Annotated in this window: 12 protein-coding genes, 3 tRNA genes and 1 pseudogene; 9 read left to right on the top strand and 7 right to left on the bottom strand. The window is 74.8% G+C overall.

Features of this window, described 5'->3' with window-relative positions; genetic code table 11:
• Nucleotides 1-182 precede the first annotated feature (182 nt).
• From pelF to ACFY4B_RS31080, 7 genes and pseudogenes are all read left to right on the top strand, one after another.
• Nucleotides 183-1697: a GT4 family glycosyltransferase PelF gene (pelF, locus tag ACFY4B_RS31050; RefSeq protein ID WP_049650152.1), complete on the top strand. Its 1515-nt coding sequence runs from the start codon at nucleotides 183-185 to the stop codon at nucleotides 1695-1697.
• 150 nt (nucleotides 1698-1847) lie between these two features.
• Nucleotides 1848-3380 (top strand): hypothetical protein, encoded by a 1533-nt coding sequence (locus ACFY4B_RS31055; protein ID WP_387973545.1) that lies wholly within the window; start codon nucleotides 1848-1850, stop codon nucleotides 3378-3380.
• 159 nt (nucleotides 3381-3539) lie between these two features.
• The gene (locus ACFY4B_RS31060; RefSeq protein ID WP_117488606.1) at nucleotides 3540-4532 is read left to right on the top strand and encodes an SDR family NAD(P)-dependent oxidoreductase; all 993 of its coding nucleotides are present in this window, start codon (nucleotides 3540-3542) and stop codon (nucleotides 4530-4532) included.
• Between the two features lie 75 nt (nucleotides 4533-4607).
• A pseudogene (locus tag ACFY4B_RS31065) lies at nucleotides 4608-5309 on the top strand (NDP-sugar synthase); the annotation flags it as partial.
• 125 nt (nucleotides 5310-5434) lie between these two features.
• Nucleotides 5435-6352, top strand: a complete 918-nt coding sequence (locus ACFY4B_RS31070; RefSeq protein ID WP_387973548.1) for an NAD-dependent epimerase/dehydratase family protein — start codon at nucleotides 5435-5437, stop codon at nucleotides 6350-6352.
• Nucleotides 6349-7044 (top strand): spherulation-specific family 4 protein, encoded by a 696-nt coding sequence (locus ACFY4B_RS31075; RefSeq protein WP_074001827.1) that lies wholly within the window; start codon nucleotides 6349-6351, stop codon nucleotides 7042-7044. Before ACFY4B_RS31070 ends, ACFY4B_RS31075 begins: the two co-directional genes overlap by 4 nt.
• A gap of 22 nt (nucleotides 7045-7066) precedes the next feature.
• Entirely contained in the window at nucleotides 7067-8089 is a 1023-nt protein-coding gene (locus tag ACFY4B_RS31080) for an endo alpha-1,4 polygalactosaminidase (RefSeq protein WP_380780622.1), read from the top strand.
• Nucleotides 8090-8143: 54 nt separating this feature from the next.
• On the opposite strand, the gene ACFY4B_RS31085 is transcribed toward ACFY4B_RS31080, so the two are convergent.
• Complete coding sequence (locus ACFY4B_RS31085) at nucleotides 8144-8344, bottom strand: hypothetical protein (RefSeq protein WP_049650146.1); 201 nt, start codon at nucleotides 8342-8344, stop codon at nucleotides 8144-8146.
• A 143-nt stretch (nucleotides 8345-8487) separates the two neighbouring features.
• Between ACFY4B_RS31085 and ACFY4B_RS31090 the strand changes: the two genes are divergently transcribed.
• The gene (locus tag ACFY4B_RS31090) at nucleotides 8488-9441 is read left to right on the top strand and encodes an aldo/keto reductase (protein ID WP_387973552.1); all 954 of its coding nucleotides are present in this window, start codon (nucleotides 8488-8490) and stop codon (nucleotides 9439-9441) included.
• A 97-nt stretch (nucleotides 9442-9538) separates the two neighbouring features.
• Here ACFY4B_RS31090 and ACFY4B_RS31095 read toward each other — a convergent pair whose 3' ends face one another.
• The 6 genes from ACFY4B_RS31095 to ACFY4B_RS31120 form a co-directional block, all read right to left on the bottom strand.
• Nucleotides 9539-10534: a C40 family peptidase gene (locus tag ACFY4B_RS31095; RefSeq protein ID WP_387973555.1), complete on the bottom strand. Its 996-nt coding sequence runs from the start codon at nucleotides 10532-10534 to the stop codon at nucleotides 9539-9541.
• Nucleotides 10531-11805 carry an SPFH domain-containing protein gene (locus ACFY4B_RS31100; protein ID WP_181970622.1) on the bottom strand — a complete coding sequence of 425 codons (1275 nt, stop codon included), beginning with the start codon at nucleotides 11803-11805 and terminating at the stop codon, nucleotides 10531-10533. Before ACFY4B_RS31100 ends, ACFY4B_RS31095 begins: the two co-directional genes overlap by 4 nt.
• Nucleotides 11806-11999: 194 nt before the next feature.
• Nucleotides 12000-14246 carry an Ig-like domain-containing protein gene (locus tag ACFY4B_RS31105; RefSeq protein ID WP_387973559.1) on the bottom strand — a complete coding sequence of 749 codons (2247 nt, stop codon included), beginning with the start codon at nucleotides 14244-14246 and terminating at the stop codon, nucleotides 12000-12002.
• 352 nt (nucleotides 14247-14598) lie between these two features.
• Nucleotides 14599-14674 (bottom strand) — tRNA-Arg (locus ACFY4B_RS31110).
• A 34-nt stretch (nucleotides 14675-14708) separates the two neighbouring features.
• Nucleotides 14709-14781: transfer RNA gene (locus ACFY4B_RS31115), tRNA-Arg, on the bottom strand.
• Between the two features lie 242 nt (nucleotides 14782-15023).
• Nucleotides 15024-15117 (bottom strand) — tRNA-Ser (locus ACFY4B_RS31120).
• Between the two features lie 177 nt (nucleotides 15118-15294).
• On the opposite strand from ACFY4B_RS31120, the gene ACFY4B_RS31125 reads away from it, so the two are divergent.
• Nucleotides 15295-18828 carry a PAS domain-containing protein gene (locus ACFY4B_RS31125; RefSeq protein ID WP_387973562.1) on the top strand — a complete coding sequence of 1178 codons (3534 nt, stop codon included), beginning with the start codon at nucleotides 15295-15297 and terminating at the stop codon, nucleotides 18826-18828.
• Nucleotides 18829-18976: the final 148 nt, after the last annotated feature.

Consider the following 18976-nt stretch of genomic DNA (forward strand, 5'->3'; position numbering starts at 1 on the left):
CACGGCCTCGGGGGGGACGCCCACGCCGAGCAGCACCCCCGCCCGCTCCGCCACCGGTTAACCGTAAACCACCCCCCCCCCCCCCGGGGGGGGCGGGGCGGGGCGCCCGGCCCGCCCCCGCCACGGCTCCCGTTCCGGTCATCCAGGCCGGAACCTACGCAAGAACAGGAGGGGGGACAGGAATGCGCGTCACCCTGCTCACCGAGGGGACGTATCCGCACCAGCACGGCGGCGTGAGCGTCTGGTGCGACCAGCTCGTTCAGGGCATGCCGGACGTCGAGTTCGACGTCATCGCCGTCACCGGAACCGGCCACGAGCCACTGGCCTGGGAACTGCCCGCCAACGTACGGTCGGTCACCACCGCGCCGCTGTGGGGGCCCGCCTCGGAGGGCCGAGCGCCCCGCGGCAAGGAGATGCGGCGCTTCCTCAACGCGTACGAGCGCTTCCTGCACTCCATCCTCGACCCGGTCTACACCACCCACTTCGGCACCGAGCTGTACAACTTCGCCGACCTCGCCCGGCACGGGCTGCTCAGCCCGGCGCTGCGCAGCGAGCGCGCGCTGCGCACCCTCCAGCAGGTCTGGACCCGCGACTACCTGCCGACCGCCGTCTCCCGGCCCACCCTGCACGACGCCCTGAACGCCACCGACCTGCTGGAGCACGCCCTGCGGCCGCTCTCGGTCGAGCCGCCCAAGGACGGCGTCGCGCACGCGGCCAGCGGCGGCCTCGCCACCCTGCCGGGGCTGATCGCCGCCCAGCAGTACGGCGTACCGTTTCTGCTCACCGAGCACGGCATCTACCTGCGCGAGCGCTACCTCGGCTACCGCACCGGCCCCTACCGCTGGCCGGTCAAGGCGCTGCTGCTCGGCTTCTACCGGATGCTCGCCGAGGAGAGCTACCGGCAGGCCGCCCTGGTCACCCCCGGCAACCGGTACAACCGGCGCTGGGAGGAGCGCGGCGGCACGCCGTCCTCGCACATCCGCACCGTCTACAACGGGGTGGACCCGGCGGCCTTCCCGCCGGCCGGCCCCGAGCCCGAGACGCCGACCCTCAGCTGGGCCGGCCGGGTCGACCCGATCAAGGACCTGGAGACGCTGATCCGGGCCTTCGCCATCGTCCAGCGGGAGATCCCCGAGGCGCGTCTGCGGCTCTTCGGCGGCACCCCCAAGGGCGGCGAGGCGTACCGGGACGGCTGCATAGCCCTGGCCGCCGAGCTCGGCATAGCCGACTCGGTGGCCTTCGAGGGCCGCGTCGCCGACATCACCGACGCGTACGCGGCGGGCAACGTGGTCATGCTCTCCAGCATCAGCGAGGGCTTCCCGTTCACCCTGATCGAGGCGATGTCCTGCGGCCGCGCGACCGTCTCGACCGACGTCGGCGGCGTGCGCGAGGCCGTCGGCGACACCGGACTGGTCGTCCCGCCGCGCGAACCCGAACCGATGGCGGCCGCCGCGATCGAGCTGCTGCGCGACGCCGAACGGCGCGCCCGGCTCGGCGAGGGCGCCCGGCTGCGGGTGATCGAGCAGTTCACCCTCCGCCAGAACATCGACGGCTTCCGCGGCATCTACACCGAGCTCCTGGGCACCGCCCGCTGGATGCCCGGCGGCATGGTCGCCGTCACCGACCAGGTCCCCAGCCCCGACTGGGACCAGCAGCTGGCCGCCGCCCGCCCCGAGCCGAGCGAGGTCGGCGCGTGAACGGGCACGGCGACAGAACCATCGAGAGGCGCGTGTCCCGCTCAGCGGCCGCCGAGCACAGCGAGGTCAGAGCGTGAACGAGCGCAGCGAGCGAACCATCGAAAGGCGCGTGTCCCGCTCAGCGGCCGCCGAGCACAGCGAGGTGGACGCGTGAGCGGTCCCTTGAGGCTTGTTCCGGGCGAGGCCGGCCCCGACCAGACCGTGCAGCTGCGCGCCCTGCCGCTCAAGCGCCGCCGTCCCGCCCCGTCGGAGCAGGAGCCGGAGCCGGAGCAGGATGACTCGCTCTACCTCCCCGCGGACCCGCTGGACGAGCTCGCCGAGCGCCTGCGCGACGTCTGCGCCGACGCCGTCCACCCGTACGAGATCGCGGCCTTCCTGGAGTCCGACGGCCTGTCGGACGAGCAGGCCGCCCTGCTGTACGGCCGCCCCGACGCGTTCACCGTCGCCGAGGAACTGTTCGAGAAGGTCGAGCGCCGCTACCCCGGCCCGAGCTCCGAGTTCGCCAACCCCTGGCGGGCCGACCCCTGGCGCTGCGTGGTGCGCGGCCTGGTGTTCGCCCTGCCGGGGCTCGGCTACCTGCTCGGCGCCAACCTGTTCGCGACCACCCGGATGCGCTTCGGCCTGCCCTCGGGCATGCTCGCGCTGTCCGTCGCCACGCTGGTCAGCTGGGGCTTCAACCAGGCGCTGGCGCACCGCTCCTACCGCTGGCTGGGCCGGCTGCGCCGCCGCGAGGCCGCGGTCTGCCTGGCCATCGGCGCCCCGGTCGGCGCGCTGGTCGCGGCGGCCGCCGCGTACGTGGTCGGCGGGCCGCTGGGCGCGCTGTGCTTCGCCGCCGGGCAGTCCTGCTACCTGGGCGCGGCGACCGTGCTGCTGGTGCTCGGGCGGGAGAAGTTCCTGCTGCTGGCGCTGGCCCCGGCCTCGGTCGGCGCGGGCGTGGTGCTGGCGGCGGACGTCCCGCAGCCGGTCCGTACGGTCGTGCTGCTCGTCTCGCTGGTGCTGGCGGTCGGACTGGCCGTCCGGGAGCTGCTGGTCTGCATCCGCGGCGGCGAACGCGAGTCCGTCGAGCTGAGGCTGCCGGTCCGCCAGGAGGTCCCGCACCTGCTGTTCGGCCTGGCCTGCGGCGCGCTCACGCTGATCGCCGGCCTCGGCGGGACGATCCACCAGGCCGTGCAGTCCGGCGGCCTCCCCGCGCAGGCCACGTCGACCACCCCGACCGGACCGGCCATGATCGCGCTGACGCTCAGCCTGGGCCTCGCCGAGTGGCTGCTCTTCCGCTACCGGGCGATGGCGGTGGCCGCCCTGCGCACCAGCCACACCAGCGGCCAGTTCACCCGCCGCACCGGCGGGATCCTGCTCGGCTGCCTGTTCATCTACCTCACCACCGTGGCCGCGCTGGACGCCGCCGCGACCGTGCTGTGGCCCGGCGCCCCCGCGCTCGGCGTGCCGCAGCTCGGCGCGATGCTGCTCCTCGGCGGCTCGCTCTGGCTGGCGCTGCTGCTGAACGCCTTCGGGTTCAGCTGGAGCACCGCCCTCGTCTGTCTGGCCGCCGCGGTCGCCGAGAGCGCCGGGCTGCTGGCGGGTGCGGACCCGATCGTCCTGCAGCTGATCGGCTGCGGGACGGCCGCCTTCGTCCTCACCGCACTGGCCGGGCCCGCGCTCGGCCGCACCACCCAGCACCGCTGAAAACGCACCACCCAGCACCGCTGAACACATCGAATATCCCGCACGCCTCCTTCGCGTGCACCGCCGTACCCGTTCCACCTGAGACACCCACCGGGCCAACGGCGGCCGGCCACCCCAGTGCGTCCGGCCGCCCCGGCAGATCGAGAAAGCGACATCCGCATGAGCAGCGTTGCGGTTACCGGAGCCGAGGGCTTCATCGGCTCCCACCTCGTCGAGACCCTGGTCGCCGACGGGCACCACGTCCGCGCGATGGTCCAGTACAACTCGTTCTCGTCCTTCGGCTGGCTGGAGACCCTGTCCGAGGAGGTGCTGGACTCGGTCGAGATCGTCCTCGGCGACGTCCGGGACCCGGGCTCGGTCAACGGCCTGGTCAAGGGCACCGAGGCGGTCTACCACCTGGCCGCCCTGATCGCGATCCCGTACTCCTACCGCGCCCCCCACTCGTACGTGGACACCAACGTCACCGGCACCCTGAACGTGCTGGAGGCGGTGCGCCACCAGGAGATCCCCCGCCTGGTGCACACCTCCACCAGCGAGACCTACGGCACCGCGCAGACCGTGCCGATCACCGAGGACCACCCGATCAACACCCAGTCCCCGTACGCCGCCTCCAAGGCCGGCGGGGACCGGCTGGCCGACAGCTACCACGCCAGCTTCGAGACCCCGGTCGTCACCCTGCGCCCGTTCAACACCTTCGGCCCGCGCCAGTCGATGCGCGCCGTCATCCCGACCGTGATCGCCCAGGTCGCGGCCGGCCAGACCGAGATCACCCTCGGCGACCTGCGCCCGACCCGCGACTTCACGTTCGTCAAGGACACCGCCAACGCCTTCCGCACGGTGGGCACCGCGCCCGCCGACACGGTGGTCGGCCGGACCTTCAACGCCGGCACCGGCGGCGAGATCTCGGTCGGCGACCTGGTCACCCTGGTCGGCAAGCTGATGGGCGTGGACCTGGTGGTGAAGGAGGACGAGCAGCGCATCCGTCCGACCAACTCCGAGGTCATGCGCCTGGTCGCGGACGCGACCCGGCTGCGCGAGGCCACCGGCTGGGCCCCGAACTTCAGCCTGGAGCAGGGCCTGGAGCAGACCATCGAGTTCTTCCGCGACCCGGCCAACCTGGCCCGCTACAAGACCGACATCTACAACGTCTGACCCGCCCCGACCGATCTTGCTCGTCCTGGTAACCAAGGTTCGTGTCCTGCACATCCTTTCCGTGGGGGAAACACCATGCACGCAGTGATCCTGGCCGGCGGTAAGGGCGTCCGTCTCCGCCCGTACACCACCGCGCTTCCCAAGCCGCTCGTCCCGATCGGCGACCAGCACGCGATCCTGGAGATCGTGATGCGCCAGCTCGCCGCCGCGGGCTTCCAGAGCGTCACCCTGGCCATCGGCCACCTCGGCCACATCATCCGCGCCTACGTCGGCAACGGCTCGCAGTGGGGCCTGCGGGTCGGCTACGCCGTCGAGGACAGCCCGCTCGGCACCATGGGCCCGCTGCTCACCATGCAGGAGCGCCTGCCCGAGCACTTCCTGGTGATGAACGGCGACATCCTGACCGACCTGGACTTCGCCGGGGTGCTCAAGCACCACGAGGCGTCCGGCGCCCCGCTGACCATCGCCACCTACGCCCGCCAGGTCAAGATCGACTTCGGCGTGCTGACCTCCGAAGAGGGCACCATCACCGGCTTCCAGGAGAAGCCCAGCATCGACTACCGCGTCTCGATGGGCGTGTACGGCGTCTCCCGCTCGGCGCTGGCCAAGTACACCCCCGGCCTGCCGCTGGGCTTCGACGAGCTGGTGCTCGACCTGCTGGCCGCCGAGACCCCGCCCGCCGCGTACGAGTTCGGCGGCTACTGGCTGGACATCGGCCGGCCCGACGACTACGACCGGGCCAACGCCGAGTTCTCCACCATCCGTCCGGTCCTGATGCCCTTCGAGTCGAGCGGCATCACACCGGGTGTCGCGGAGCTGCCGATCCCGGCCGCCCGCACCGCCCCGGACGACGCGACCACCGAGCCCGCCACCGCGGGCGCCGAGAGCGACGGACGGGCCGCGTGAGAATTCTGCTCCTCGGCGGCGACGGCTTCCTCGGCCGTCACGCCACCGCCGTCCTGCGGTCAGTGCCCGGTGCCACCGTGCTGACCGCGGGCCGGCGGCCCGCCCACGACCTCCGGCTGGACCTGGCCACCGCCCAGGCCGGCCCGCTCGGCGAGGAACTGTCCGCGCTGGCCCCCGACGCGGTGGTCAACTTCGCCGGCGCGGTGGCCGGCAGCGCGGTCAAGCTCGCCGAGGTGAACGCCCGCGGCCCGGCGGTGCTCTGCGAGGCGCTCTCCCTCGGCGCCCCGAAGGCCCGCCTGGTGCACATCGGTTCGGCCGGCGAGTACGGCGTCTGCGCGCGGGGCGAGTCCCTCGCCGAGGACGCCGACGCCCGCCCGGTCGGCGTGTACGGCGCGACCAAGCTGGCCGGCTCCCTCGCGGTGGCCGGCTCGCCGCTGGACGCCGTGGTGCTGCGGGTGTTCAACCCGGTCGGCCCCGGCGCCCCGGCGGGCTCGCTGCCAGGCCGGCTGGCCGCCGAGCTGCGCCGGGTGGCGCCCGAGGGCGCCGACGGCGTGATCACGGTCGGCGACCTCTCCGCCTACCGCGACTTCGTCGACGCCCGGGACGTGGCGAAGGCGGTCGGCCTGGCCGTCACCGCCGACCGTCCGCTCCCCCGGGTGCTCAACCTGGCCTCCGGGCACGCCCGGCAGGTCCGGGCGATCGCGGACGGGCTGGTCGCCGCGGCCGGCTTCACCGGCCGGATCGACGAGAGCGGGGCGGGCTCCGAGCGCTCGGCCACGGTCTCCTGGCAGCAGGCCGACGTGTCGGCCGCCGACCGGGAGCTCGGCTGGCGGCCGGAGACGGACCTCGCCGACACCCTGCGCGACCTGTGGCTCGGCACCGCCGGGCCCACGCCCGACCCGGTGGTCGCATGACCGCCGGGCACACCCCCGACGGCCGCCTGCTGGTGCCGCTGTACGTCCACCCCGCGGTGGACCCGGCGGCCTGGCAGGCGGTCGCCGCCGCCGACCCCGCCCGGATCGCCGCCGTCGTGCTCAACCTCGCCGACGGTCCGGGCGAGTTCCCGGACCACGTCTTCGCCGAGGCCGCCGACGAACTCCGCGCCGCCGGACTGCCGTTGGTCGGCTACACCGACACCGACTACGGCCGCCGGCCGCACGCGGCCGTGGTGGCCGACATCCTGACGTACCGTCAGCGCCACGGCATCACCGGCGTCTACCTCGACCAGGTCTCCACCCACCCGGGTGCGCTCGCGCACTACCGGCGGCTGGCCACGGCCGCCCGCGCGGCCGGCTGCGGCACCGTGGTGTTCGGCCACGGCGAGCACCCGGACCCGGGCTACGCAGAAGTCGGCCTGGCCGACCTGCTGGTGACCTTCGAGGGCGACTGGGACGCCTACCGCGCCATGACGCTGCCGCTGTGGACCGGCCGGCACGCGGCCTCCCGCTTCTGCCACCTGGTCTACGACGTCCCTTCCGAGCACGCCCAGGACGCCGCCGCCCTGATCGCCGCCCGGCGAGCCGGCGTCGGCTGCGCCGTACCGGGGGCCGGGGAGAACCCCTGGCGCACCCTGCCGTACGGCCTGAACGCCGCCGAACTGACCTGACCCGATCCGGAGTCCGACTACCGTGAACCGCCGCAACCACCGGCACCTCCCGGCCGCCCTGGCCCTCGCCACCGCCACCGCCCTGCTGGTCAGCTCGTGCAGCAGCTCGGGATCGGAGGACGACCAGGACTCGGCCGACGGCACCCCGAGCAACTCCCCCGCGGCCACCGCGCCGAGCACCCCCGGCACCCCCGACCCGAGCACCACCGAGCCGGGCACGCCGACCCCCGCGCCCACCGCTCCCGGCACCACCGCGCCCGCCCCGGGCACGCCCGGCAGCAGCACGCCTCCCGGCACCCCGCCGGGCACCGGCACCCCGCCGGGCAACCCGGCACCGCCGGCCGGCGCCCGCTGGCAGCCCACCCCGGGCCTCGCCTGGCAGTGGCAACTCGGCGGCGGCGTCGACCAGTCGGTGGACGTCCCGGTCTACGACATCGACGGCTTCGAGAACGACGCCTCGGTGGTGGCCGCGCTGCACGCCAAGGGCCGCAAGGTGATCTGCTACATCAACGCCGGCTCCTGGGAGGACTTCCGCCCCGACTCCGCCGCCTTCGCCAAGTCCCTCCAGGGCTCGGACACCGGCTGGAAGGGCGAGAAGTGGTTCGACATCCGCAAGCTCGACCAGCTGAAGCCGCTGATGGCCGCCCGCTTCGACATGTGCCGGAGCAAGGGCTTCGACGCCGTCGAGCCGGACACCATCGAGGCGTACAACCAGAACAGCGGCTTCCCGCTGACCCCGGACGACCAGCTCAAGTACAACCGGATGCTGGCCCAGCTCGCCCACGAACGCGGCCTGGCCATCGGCCTGAAGAACGACCTGGACCAGATCCCGGCCCTGCTCCCGGACTTCGACTTCGCGGTCAACGAGGAGTGCGCGCAGTTCGACGAGTGCGACCGGGTCGCGCCCTTCGTCAAGGCGGGCAAGGCGGTCTTCCACGTCGAGTACAAGCTCGACACGGACCAGTTCTGCGGCAAGGCCAAGTCGCTGGGCTTCAGTTCGATGCGGAAGAAGCTCGAACTGAACGCCTGGCGCAAGCCCTGCTGAGGTGTTCGTCTTCCGTCGCGCGGGTGACCCGGACGAGGGTCACCCGCGCGAAGGTCACTTGACCGCCAGCCAGACGACGGCGCCCAGGACGACCAGCACGACGACGGCGACCAGCGCGATCACGCCGGTGCGGCCGCTGCTCTTGCTGCTGCCGTAGGTGGAAACGTTGCCCGGGGCCTGGGGCGCCGGGCTCTCGTCGACGAACGCCCGGAACATCTGGGTGCTGCCGGCGGGGTCGTAGTCGTTGTCAGCCATGGCACGGACTCTAACGAATCGGCCCACCTCGGGCACACCCCGGACCCCCGTCGCGCGGACCACACCACCCTTCCGTGCAACAGCCTCGTGAAGACCGCGGGGTTCCCGGAATGCCGGGCCGGGCCATGGGGTTGACTGCCTTCATGACCGGAAACCACAGCCGGGTGAGCCTCGGCACCTCCGACCTGTCCGTCTTCCCGCTCTCCCTCGGCGGCAACGTCTTCGGCTGGACGGCCGACGAACAGCAGTCCTTCGCCGTCCTGGACGCCTACGCCGCGGCCGGCGGAAACTTCGTCGACACCGCCGACGTCTACTCCTCCTGGGCCCCGGGCAACACCGGCGGCGAGTCCGAGACCGTCCTCGGCAACTGGCTGCGCAGCCGCGGCAACCGCGAGGACGTCGTGATCGCCACCAAGGTCGGCATGCTCGCCGAGCGCGGTGGCCTGGGCGCCGCCAACATCAAGGCCGCGGCCGAGGACTCGCTGCGCCGCCTGGGCGTCGAGCGGATCGACCTCTACTACACCCACCGGGACGACGACACCCCGGTCGAGGAGTTCGTCACCGCGCTGGACGAGCTGGTCCGCGAGGGCAAGGTCCGGGCGGTCGCCGCCTCCAACATCTCCGCCGAGCGGCTCACCGAGGCGCTGGCCTTCGCCGAGCGCGAGGGCCTCGCGAAGTACGTCGCCGTCCAGCCGCACTACAACCTGGTCTCGCGCGGCACCTTCGAGGGCCCGCTGGCCGACGTGGTCGCCGAGCACGGCCTGGCCACCGTCCCGTACTACGCGCTGGCCTCCGGCTTCCTGACCGGCAAGTACCGTCCGGGCGCCGACGGCGTGGCCAGCGCCCGCGCCGAGGGCGCCGCCCGCTACCTGGCCGAGCCGCGCGGCCCCAAGGTGCTGGAGGCGCTGGACGCCGTCGCCGCCGAGCAGGGAGTGGAGCCCGCCTCCGTCGCCCTGGCCTGGCTCGCCGCCCGTCCGACGGTCGCCGCCCCGATCGCCAGCGCCCGCACCGTCGAGCAGCTCCCGCCGCTGCTGGTCGGCGCCACCCTGCAGCTCACCCCGGAGCAGACCGCCCTGCTGGACGCCGCCTCCGCCTGAGCCCGCCCGGCGCGGCGGCCGCTCCGAACGCGGTCCGGGCCCCGACAGCGGCGCGCTGTCGGGGCCCGGTACGGCCTTCGCCGTTACGGCCGCGCGGTCACGGCCGCCCGAAGTGGGTGGGGTAGTAGCCCTGGCTGAGGGTCGAGATCCGGACGGTCGTGCCCGGCCGGGGAGCCTCCACGAACTTGTTGCCACCGAGGTAGATCCCCACGTGGTGGATCCCCGAGGCCCGGCCGCTGTCGGACCAGAACACCAGGTCGCCGCGGCGCAGCTGCCCGGCGCTGATCGGCGTGGTCGCCGCGTACTGGTCGTCGGCCACCCGCGGCAGGCTGATCCCCGCGCGCCGGTAGGCCTGCTGGACCAGCCCCGAGCAGTCGTAGCCGGACGGGCCGTTGCCGCCCCAGACGTACGGCTTGCCCAGCTGGGCGAGCGCGTAGTCGATGGCCGACTCCATGCTCCCGGAGGCCGGTGCGGGGTTCGCCGACGGACGGCTCGCGGGGGGCGCGGGCTGCGCGGGGGTCCGGGCGGAGCCGCCGGACTGCCCGGTGCGGCTCGCGTAGACGTCGTAGTGGCTGGTCCAACGCCACTCGCCGCTGCCGTTCTTGAACCAGTACTTCGAGCCGTCCCAGCCCTGGCGCATCCCGGCGGAGGAGGCCGAGCCGTTGGAGACGGCCTGAGCGGAGGAACCGGAGGAACCGGAGGAGCCGCCGGACTGCCCGGTGCGGCTCGCGTAGACGTCGTAGTGGCTGGTCCAACGCCACTCGCCGGAGCCGTTCTTGAACCAGTACTTCGAGCCGTCCCAGCCCTGCTTCCCGGCCGCGGCGTGCGCGGATCCGGCGCCGGCCGTCAGGCCGACGACGCCGGCGCCCGCCAGCACGGTGGTGGCCAGGCAGGTGCCCCGCACGGCCCGGTGTATTCGGCTGCCGCCGACCGCCGCCGCGGAGCGGGCGGTGCGCGGCCGGACGACGCAGTTCGGGCAGCCGCAGCCCGCGAGCGCGGGGATGCTGCCGAGGCGCTCCTCGAAGCCGATCAGTCCGGGATCGCCGTCGGGGCCGATACCGGACTCGGCGTACGCGCCGGTGGCTATCCTCATGCGGGTCGTCCTTCCTTCCGCCCGGCACGGGCGGCCGGGGACGGTACCGAGGCGGCCACTCCGGCCGGGGCGACGAAGGCGACCAGCAGCTGCTCCATCAGCGCGCTGCGGGCGGCCTCGTCCAGTTCGTGCGCGGTGGCCCGCTCCAGCCGGCGGACGGCGAGCGCCGCGGCCTCGACCGCGTCGTCCACCAGCACCGTGCGCAGGCCCGCGTCCAGGTCGGCCAGTCTGCGCCGGCGCATCGACTCGGCCACCTCGGGCGCGTAGTCCAGGGCCAACGGCTGCACCGAGTAGACCTCCAGGCCGGCCGGGGCGACCTCGGCGGCCAGCGCCCTGGTCATCTCGTCGGCGAACCACTGCCCGTCGCGCAGCGCGGGGCCGGGCGCGGCGTTGCTGTCGCAGGGCAGGGTGGACGCGGTGCGGGTGAGCACGGCCTGGACCTGCTCGCGCAGGTAGCTCTCGTGGTCCTCGATCGCGAGCAGCGCCCGCGCGGTGTCCTTGACCCGCCAGACGATCAGCAGCCGGACCACGATCGGCGTGCCGGTGCGGTCCACCACCTTGACCGGCTCGCTGCGCCAGTGCCGCAGCCGCACGTCCACCCGGCGGCGGCGCAGCAGCGGGTTGACCCAGACCAGGCCGGTCCGGCGGACGGTGCCCCGGTAGCGGCCCCAGCGGGTCAGCACCCGGGTCTCGCCGCCCGCGTTGGCCAGCAGCCCGGCGAGCGTGAACACCACCAGCAGGCCGGCGGCGGCCACCGCGGCGATCCACGGCGCGTCCACCTCCACCCGGCCGCTCTCCCGCGCGGCGCTGCCGCGCAGGTCGGGCAGCGCGTCCCAGTACGGGATGACGCCGGTGCGCAGCAGCACGAGCAGCACGCCGCCCACGCCAATCAGCACCGCCAGCAGGGCCAGCCAGCCGGGCAGCGCGGTGGCGCGCTGCTCGCGCAGCGCCTGGTCGGCGCGCGGCGGGCGCCGGGAGGTGGTGGCGGTCAGGGCCCCGGCCACCATGGGGTCCGGGAGTTCGACGGTCTCCGGGGCGGCCGACTCCAGCGGGTCCCGCAGGTCCGCCGAGCCGCCGTGGGAGGGGCTCGGGACGACGGCCAGCGGGGTGGTCGCCGGACCGCTGTCGGCCGGGCCGCCCGGCTTGAGGGTCTTGACGGCGGTGGTCCCGGCCAGCGGGCCGGAGCCGACGGCGGAACGTTCCGGCAGGGCCGGCGGAAGCGCCTTGGGCAGGTTGTCGGGTCGCTGCGAAGAATCGCGGGTGACGTCCATGCACGGATCCTCTGGGTCGGTGTGTCGCGCAACGGGCGGCCCGGATCTGACGGGCAGTGCCAGGGTCAGGCTAAGTTCATACGTCATCAAATGCGACATTTGAGCCGAGGTGTGTCGACATTTACTGACGAATCATCCAAAGCCGACCTGACGCGCAGGCACATGAACTGATGGTCGGGACAGTTCGGCGCAGTTCAGCGCCGAGGAGCACCTGGCCTGCGGGCGAACACCCGACGGGTGATCAGCCCGAGGCCGGTGAGCACCAGCAGGAATCCGGCGATTCCACCGCGCCAGCCGGTCGCCCCGGACCGCCCGGACGCGCCCTGCGCGGTCTCCACCGGCGGCGCCGCCAACGGCGGAACCGCGTCCCCGGCGGGCCCGGCGGAGTCGACCGGGTCGGCGGCTCCGGCCGGTGAGGGCCCGGGCCGCACCGCGACGACCGCCGCGGCCGGGGCGCCGTGGCCGGTAGCGGGGGCCGGCGTCAGGCTCGGGGAGAAGGCCTCGGCGGTCGAAAGGGTCGGGACGACGGGCCTGGTGGAAGCGGCGGACGCGGCCGCCACGGTCTTCACGGGCCCGGGAGTCGCCCTCGACGGCCCCGCCGACGGACCTGCCGACGGACCGGAGCCCACCGGACTCGCCGTCACCGGCCGTGCGCCCACCGGCGGAACGGCGACCGGCACCCCCGCTGGCGCCGCCGCGACGGACGGAGTCGGCGAGGCGACCGCCGCACCCTGGGCGCTCGGGCTCGGCTTGGCGGGGCCCGAGGGCACCGCCGCCGCACCGGACGCCACCGGGCTCGCTGCCGAACTCGACGCCGACACCGTCGCCGTCGGGCTCGACGCCCCCGGAACCGAAGCCGAAGCCGTCGCCATTGCCGTCGCACTCGAAGCCGCCGCACTCGGCAGCACCAGGCTCGGCAGTACCGAACTCTGCGCCGCCGCACTCGGCACCGCCGGGCTCGACGCCCCCGGAGCGGGCGCCGCCTCCGCCGTGGCGACCCGTACCGGCACCGGCTCCGCCGAGGCCGCGTTCCCCGCCCGGTCGGTCGCCGTGACGGTCAGCCACTGCTCCCCGGCCGCCAGGTCCCGGTTGGCCGTGCAGCTCCAGCTCCCGTCGAACGCCGTCGTCGCCCCGCAGAGCACCGTCCGCCGTTCCGGCTCCGCGCCCGCGTCGGCCCCCGTCGTGACCAGCACGTCCGTGCCCGGATCCGCCCGGCCGGCCAGCTTCGGCCGGCTGACCCGCACGGTCTCCCCCGGGGCCGGCGAGGTGAGCACCGGCCGGCCCGGCAGGGCGGTGGAGACGACCAGCGGGACCGGCAGCCCGGCCGTCCGGTTGCCCGCCCGGTCGACCGCGACCGGGGTGAGCAGGTGCTTCCCGTCCGTCAGGTCCTCGACCGGCAGGCAGGACCACGCGCCGCCCGCCGGCACCCCCGTGATGCACAGTTCGTCGCTGGAGCCCTCGTCGAGGACCGAGACGGTGCTGCCCGCCTCGCCGGTGCCGGTGAGCCGGAGCCCCGGGTCGTCGGTGTACGCGGGGACGGTGAGCGTGGGAGCGCCCGGCGGCACGGTCTTCACGTCGACCGTGACCGGATCGCCGCGCAGCACCACGCCGCCGCCGGTGGTCTCCACCGCGGTGAGGGCGTGCGGACCGACGGCCAGCTCCGTGCCGGGGCGGCAGGACCAGTCACCGCCGCTCCCGACCTCGGTCCGGCAGAGGACGGTGTCGCCCTCCCGGACCTCCACCGTGGCGCCGGCTACCGCGCCGTGGCCGCTGACCTGCGGGCGGGCGTCGGCGAGGACGGCACCGGCGACCGGCTCGGCGATCTCCGGCCGGGCGGCGCCGACGGTCAGCTCGATCCGCTGGTCGGCGGCCTGTCCGGAATCGGCGAAGCCGCCGGAGGAGACGAGCTGTCCGGCGTCGCGGCCGATCCGCAGCCGGGCCCAGGTCTCGCCCGAGGCCGCGCCGGGCGGGACGGTCCACTCCAGGGTCGCGGTGGCGGCGCCGGCCGGGATCTCGGTCTGCACCCGCTGGGCGGGGTCGAACCGGCCGGCGCGGCCGAAGTCGATCCAGCCGGCCAGGGTGGCGGGCCGGTCGCCGACCGCGACCGGGACGGTGAGCCGGTAGTAGCGGCCGATCGCCGCCTCGGTGGGGAAGGGGAGGGCGATCGACACGTCGGCGCCGCTGCGGCCGGTGCGCTCCGGGGCGGTCGCGCCGGCGCCCAGGAGGAGGTCGGAGGCCACGTGCGTGGCGGTGCCGTACTCCTGCGGGGCGGCGTCGAGGTCGACCCGGGCCGGGAGCCCGGAGGGCGGCACCGCCCGGTGTTCGGCGGACCGGGTGTCGGGGGACTGCAAGGCCGCCGCGAGCGGGACGTTCCACGCGGTCAGCAGCCCGCTCGCGAGGACGGCCAGGGCGACAGCCGTACGGGGAAACTGTCGGCTCATCCGGCTCTCCTTCGCGGTCGGCTGCCGGGGGGTGGGCAGTCTGCACAAGATCCGACAAAAAGGAATCACGATCCTGGGCCGGTCATACTGCGACACCGGTGCTTTTGGCCGTGTCCCACCCGTTCGGCGGTCATCCGGGCGGCAGGACGGGATGTACCCGAAACGGCTGCATTTCATCCATTAGGCGGCAATCGGCGCCACCCGAACGGACGCGGGAATGGCACCTCCAGGCCCATTCGGCGGGCACCGGCCTCCGGGACGCGGCCACCCACCCGTGGCCTGTGTTCGAATCACTCGCCGGGTACGCCGGGGAAACGGAGAAGCCCCCGGCCGGTGGCCGGAGGCTTCTCGATGGTGCGCTCAGCAGGATTCGAACCTGCAACCTCTTGATCCGTAGTCAAGTGCTCTATCCGTTGAGCTATGAGCGCAAGGAACGGGCGAACCCGATCTTGCGGAGTTGAGTGCGCTCAGCAGGATTCGAACCTGCAACCTCTTGATCCGTAGTCAAGTGCTCTATCCGTTGAGCTATGAGCGCTCGCCCTGGTGAACGTTGCCGCCGAGGCGTTGCGGGGACAACATTACATGACCTGCGGCGTAGGACGAAATCGGTTGTTCCGGGCCCCGCCCGACCCCTCCCGACCTCCTCCCGCGCGCCGCCGGGGCCGCGCTCCCGGCCGTCCCGGACCGCAGCCGGACCGCAGCCGGGAACGTGTCCGGGAACGTGTCCGGGAACGCGAAGAGCCCCCGTCGACGAGATCGTCGACGGGGGCTCCCGACTGGCGGAGGCTGAGGGATTTGAACCCTCGATCAGGAATAACCCCGAAACCGCATTAGCAGTGCGGCGCCATAGACCGGACTAGGCGAAGCCTCCCCACAGGGATCGTACCCGCGCGAGCGGAGCCGTTCCGTGTGTCAGTGATGATGCCACAACCGTGGGGCTCGGCACCAACCGCCGCCAACGTTACTAGGCGGGTCGACTCCGCCGCAAAGAAGAATGAGATACTGCCGTCTCCGGAGGAGCTGCCCCGAGCCGAGGAGACCTGTCGACGTGAGCAGCAGGCCGATCCGAGGCGCTGCTCGCCTCGCCGCCATACTCGACGCCCTGCCCGACGCGTTGCTGCTGGTGAACAGCAACGGCACCGTCGTGGACGCCAACAGCGCGGCGGTCCAGGCGTTGCAGGCGCCGGGCACCTCACTGGTCGGCATGGGCGTGCTGGGTCTGCTGCCCGAGTTCGACCCCAGCCGCATCCCCGGCTCGATGCGACCGGCCACCCGCGACGGCGACGCCCTCGACCGCCCGGTCCGGATGACCGCCCACCGCACCGACGGCACCACCTTCCCGGTCGAGGTCTCCGGCAACGACTTCGCCGACGACGGCGACGGCCGCGGCTACGCGCGCTCCCCGTACGACTCGTACCGCGAGAACTCGCCCTCCTCCTCCGACCTGCTCCTGCTGCTGGTCCGCGACCTCTCCGGCCGGCTGGGCGTCGAGGCCGAGCTGCGCCGCCAGCACAAGCAGACCGAGATGATCCTGCGGGCCGCCGCCGAGGGCGTGCTCGGCGTCGACCTCGAAGGCCGCTGCGTGCTGGTCAACCCGGCCGCCGCGCACATCCTGGAGTACCGGGCGAGCGAGCTGGGCGGGCGCGAGCTGCACCCGCTGATCCAGCACTCCCGGGCCGACGGCACCCCGCTGGCGCTGGAGGAGTCGGCGCTGCTGGACACCCTCACCTCCGGGCGCAAGCACCGGGTGCGCGGCACCGTGCTGTGGCGCAAGGACGGCCGGCCGGTCACCGTCGACCTCACCACCGCCCCGGTCCGGGACGGCGACCAGCTGGTCGGCGCGGTGATGACCTTCACCGACCGCAGCCGCGAACTCGCCCTGGTCGCCCGCAACGAGCACCTCACCGCCGTCCTGGAGAGCGAGCTGGGCAGTGCCCTGAACGCGCTGAACGAGCGGCTGGACGCGCTCGCCGCCGACCCGGCCGGCCAGCTCTGGCCGGAGGCCAACTGGACGCTGCGCCGGCTGGCCGCCGAGTGCCGCCGGTACGGGAAGCTGATCGACGGGGTGCTCGACCACCAGCGCTGCGAGGCCGGCGAGAGCGGCGCCGCCGAGGCCAAGGACGGCAAGGACGGCAAGGAGCCCAAGGCCGGCGCCAAGGACGGCAAGGACGGGCCGAAGGCCGCGTCCCGGGTCCCGGTCGGCCTGGACAAGGTGGTCCGCCGGGCCGTCGAGGAGGCCGGCGAGCTGGTCGGCCCCGGCCGGGTGCGGTTCTCGGTGCACGCCGCCGCGGTCGAGGTGATCGCCGACGAGCGGCGGCTGGCCCAGGCGCTGGCCCACCTGGTCGCCGACGTCAGCGGCGTCGGACTCTCCCTGGACGCCCCCGTCGCCCCCTCCCCCGGTCTGACCGTGCCCGGGCTGAACGGCGCCGCCGCGCCCGCGCTGCCGCCCGCCCCCGAGCCGCCGACCGTCGTACTGGCCGCCGCCCAGCGCGGCGAGGTCGCCCGGGTCGAGATCCGCGGCCCCGGCGTCGGCGGCAGCCCCGTCCACCTGCCGATAGCCCGCGCGGTGGTCGAGCGGCACGGCGGTGTGCTCCAGCCGCACGAGCTGCCCGGCAAGGCCGGCACCACGTACGTCGTCGAGCTGCCGCTGGACCCGGTCGCCGCGAAGGCCGCCGCCGAGCGCGCCGCCGCCGAAGGCCGCTCCGACCGGCCCAAGGAGAGCGACAGCGCCGTCCTGCCGGAGCTCCCGGGCATCCCGCAGCTGCCCAGCAGCGGCGAGGGCGCCGAGCCCGCGGCGGCCGACGAGCAGCCCGCTTCCGAGACCCCCGAGGCCGCCGCGGCCCCCGCCGCGGAGCGGGCGCCCGCCGCGGAGCCGCCCGCCGAGCGGCGCGGCCGCCGCGGCCGCCCGGCCGCCGAGACCCCGGCGTCCGACACCCCCGACGCCCCTGGCGTCCCCGGTGCTCCCGGTGCTCCCGGTGCTCCCGGCAACCCCGACATTCCGGCCGACCAGTGGCCGAACGCCCCCGCCCGGGTGGAGCGGGCCGTCCCCGAGCAGTGGAACGGCACCGGCAACGACCCCGCGTACGGCCGCCAGGGCCTGGCCGGGCCGAACGGCGCCCAGAGCGACCCGTGGGGCAAGGACGACGGCCGCTCCGGCCCCGCCTACGCCGTGCCCGTCGAGGGCCACCGGGCGCAGCCGAACCGCCCCGGCGGGCGCGAGCCGCTCGCCCTCGGTCCGGCCCCCGCGCCCGCCGCCCCGGACGGCACCCCGCCCGGCGGCACCCCGACCGCCGAGGCGGCCCAGGAGCAGGCCTCCGGCGAGACCAGGCACCGCCGCCGCCGCGCGCTGCCCTCGGCCGAGGAGTCCTCCGGCGGCTTCGCCCTGCCCGGGGCGGCCGACACCCCGGTCTACCCCGGTCTGGAGCACGCCCTGCCGGCCGGCCCCGCGCCCGCGCCGCCCGAACCGGCCGCCGCCCCGACCGGGCGCCGCCGCCGGCTGGCCGTCCCGCCGGGGCCCGGCCCGGACGCCCTGGTGAACGCCTCCGGCCCGTCCGGACAGGGCGGCCAAGGAGGCCAGGCCGGCCAGGCGCAGCCCTCCCCCGGCACCGCGCTGGCGCCCGCCCGGGCCGCGCTGCCCGCCGCCGAGGAGCCGTCCGGACCGCGCCCGGTCGGCACCGGACTGGGCGAGCTCGCCCCGCCGCGCCAGCTCGGCCCGGTGCCCGCCGCCGCGCCGCAGCCGCCCGTCCCGGCCGACGCCGCCCGGACCGCGCCGCGCCCGATGGCCGAGCTCCCGCCCGCCGAGGAGCGGCCCGCACCCGAGCAGCCGTCGGCCCCGACCGGCGAGCTGGCCAACACCCGTCGGCTGCTGGTCTGGCCCGAGCCCGACCCGGCCACCAAGCAGGCCCTCCAGGCGCGCGGCTACCTGCCGGTGATCGTCCGCTCCCGCGAGGAGGTGGACGCCCAGGTCCCCGGCTTCCCCGCCGCCCTCTTCGTCGACCCGCTGACCGGCCCGATCACCCGCACCGCGCTCCAGTCGCTGCGCACCGCGGCGCTCAACCGCCGGGTCCCGGTACTGGTCACCGCCGGCCTCGGCCAGGCCACCCGGGACGCCGCGTACGGGGCCGACCCGGCCGTCCTGCTGCGCGCCCTCGCGCCGCGCGACGGCGAGCAGCACGCCCCGCGGGTGCTGCTGGTCGAGGGCGACCCGGACATCGCCGCCGCCATGATCAGCAGCCTGGAGCGGCGCGGCATGCACGTCGAGCACGCGGTGGACGAGAACGACGCGGTGGCCCGGGCCAGCAGCGTGCAGCCCAACCTGGTGGTGATGGACCTGCTGCAGATCCGCCGCCGCCGGGTCGGCCTGCTGGACTGGCTGCGCGCCAACGACCGGCTGCACCGCACCCCGCTGGTGGTCTACACCTCGGTGGACCTCGACCCGCGCGAACTGCCCCGGCTGCGCACCGGCGAGACGGTGCTGTTCCTCGCCGAGCGCTCGACCAGCGAGGACGTCCAGTCCCGGATCGTCGACCTGCTCGGGCGGATCGGCGCGATGGGCGAGGCGGGCGTCGCCGCCGCCGGCTGAGGCACGCCGCACACGTGGAAGGGCCGGGCGCCCCCCGCGGGGGGGGGGGGGGCGGGCCGGGGCGCGGGCCCCCCCCCCCGCCCCCCCGGCCCCCCCGCCCCGCGGCCCCCGAAAATGCCCCGCGGACCATAATTTAGTACATTGCCAC

It is taken from the genome of Kitasatospora sp. NPDC001261, assembly GCF_042896795.1.
In the GTDB taxonomy this organism is placed as follows: domain Bacteria; phylum Actinomycetota; class Actinomycetes; order Streptomycetales; family Streptomycetaceae; genus Kitasatospora.